Consider the following 1,683-nt stretch of genomic DNA (forward strand, 5'->3'; position numbering starts at 1 on the left):
GCAGGGCCTTGGCCTCATCCCAAGGGGCGCGCAGCCAGACATCGCGCTCCTCATCTGTCGTCAGGATCACCGGCATCGCTTTGGGATGGATCGGCGCGACGACAGTGTTCGCCTCGGTGGTCAGGAAGCCATAGACCAGGTGAGGCCCGGGATCGGCTTCGACTTGGTGCCGCGGTCGCCCTTGAACTCGGTCCAGATCCCGGCAAAGGCCGTGAGCGGCCGGTCATCACCGAGCGCGAACCAGACCACGTCCTTTTTCTTCGTGGCTGGGTTCGGCTCTGGTGCGTATTCGGCGAAGCTGTTGAAGGGGACCAGGCAACGGTTTTGCGGATTAAGCCAGGCGCGCCAGTATTTCGAAGGGTATTGCGGATGTTCGTTACTGGTCCTCCGGGTTTTTGCGGTGGCAGCGGCATGCCCCAGCGCATCAGCACAAGCTCGCGGCCGTCGCCGGCGTTGCGCACCACGGGGGCCAGATAATCGGGAAACACGCCGGGCATCGGCGGCAGGTTGCCGACGTAGCGGTTGATCACGCGAAAAAGCGCGCGGATCGCTTCCTGATTGGTGGTGATGCTGGAGAGGTTGCACATTACGAACTTGCTCGGGTGGTTATGGTGATATGCGGTAAGACCATAAATTCCATATCCGAAAGCCGGTGTTGTGGCAGCATGGCACACCTTTCCTTTTCGTTCACGGAAGATGGAGCGCGCTTGGTCGCGATGAAGCGGGGTTCATGAATAAATTGAAGGACCACGGTGGAGAGTGTCGGAACAAGCCTTGCTCGATCGTCTTGAATCCAACCGCCTTGGAAAACCGGAGTTCCGCGTAACATGGCCCCGCGCGCCAACTGGAAAGGCTTCCTGCGTCTATCCCTCGTAACCTGTCCGGTCGCGCTGTACCCAGCCACATCGGAGAGCGAGAAGATCTCGTTCAATCAGCTCAATCGAAAGACCGGGCACCGCATCAGGTACCTGAAAGTCGACGCCGACACCGGCGAGGAGGTTGCCAACGAGGACATCGTCAAGGGTTACATGCTCGACAAGGAAACCTTCATCGAGATGTCGAAGGAAGAGCTCGAGGCGGTGGCGCTCGAATCCACCCGGACCATCGACATCGACGAGTTCGTCGATCGTGAAGAAATCGACCCGCGCTACTTGATCCGCCCTTACTATCTCCGGCCGGATGGCAAAGTCGGCCATGACGCCTTTGCGGTGATCCGCGAGATCATCCGGGAAATGAACAAGGTCGCGATCGGGCGGGTGGTGCTGACGAACCGCGAGCACATCATCGCGCTCGAGCCGCTGGACAAGGGCCTGGTCGGGACGCTGCTGCGCTATCCGTACGAAGTCCGCTCGGAGGATGAGTATTTTGACGAGATCCAGGATGTCAAAGTCACGAAGGACATGCTCGATCTCGCCAAGCACATCGTGAACCAAAAGTCCGGTCGGTTCGAGCCGGACAAGTTCGAGGACCAGTACGAGACGGCGTTGATCAACCTCATCAACCAGAAGCGCGCCGGCAAGCGGATCACGCCGAATGAGCGGCCGCGCGGAGAGAACGTTGTCGATCTGATGGAGGCGCTGCGGCGGAGCGTCGGCAAAGAAGCGGAGCCGGCGAAGGCTGCCAAACCCGCCAAGAAGCCGCGTAAGGCGGCGGCCGGCCAAAAAGAGATGCTGATGCCGATCC

Annotated in this window: 1 protein-coding gene and 1 pseudogene; one reads left to right on the top strand and one right to left on the bottom strand. The window is 60.0% G+C overall.

Features of this window, described 5'->3' with window-relative positions:
- Positions 1-587, bottom strand: a pseudogene (locus ACZXDY_RS45790) (SOS response-associated peptidase); the annotation flags it as partial.
- A 240-nt stretch (positions 588-827) separates the two neighbouring features.
- Here ACZXDY_RS45790 and ku point away from each other — a divergent pair.
- On the top strand, positions 828-1,683 hold an 856-nt coding region (gene ku, locus ACZXDY_RS45795; RefSeq protein WP_464349995.1), incomplete at its 3' end, for a non-homologous end joining protein Ku.

Source organism: Bradyrhizobium sp. LeoB3 (genome assembly GCF_055456055.1).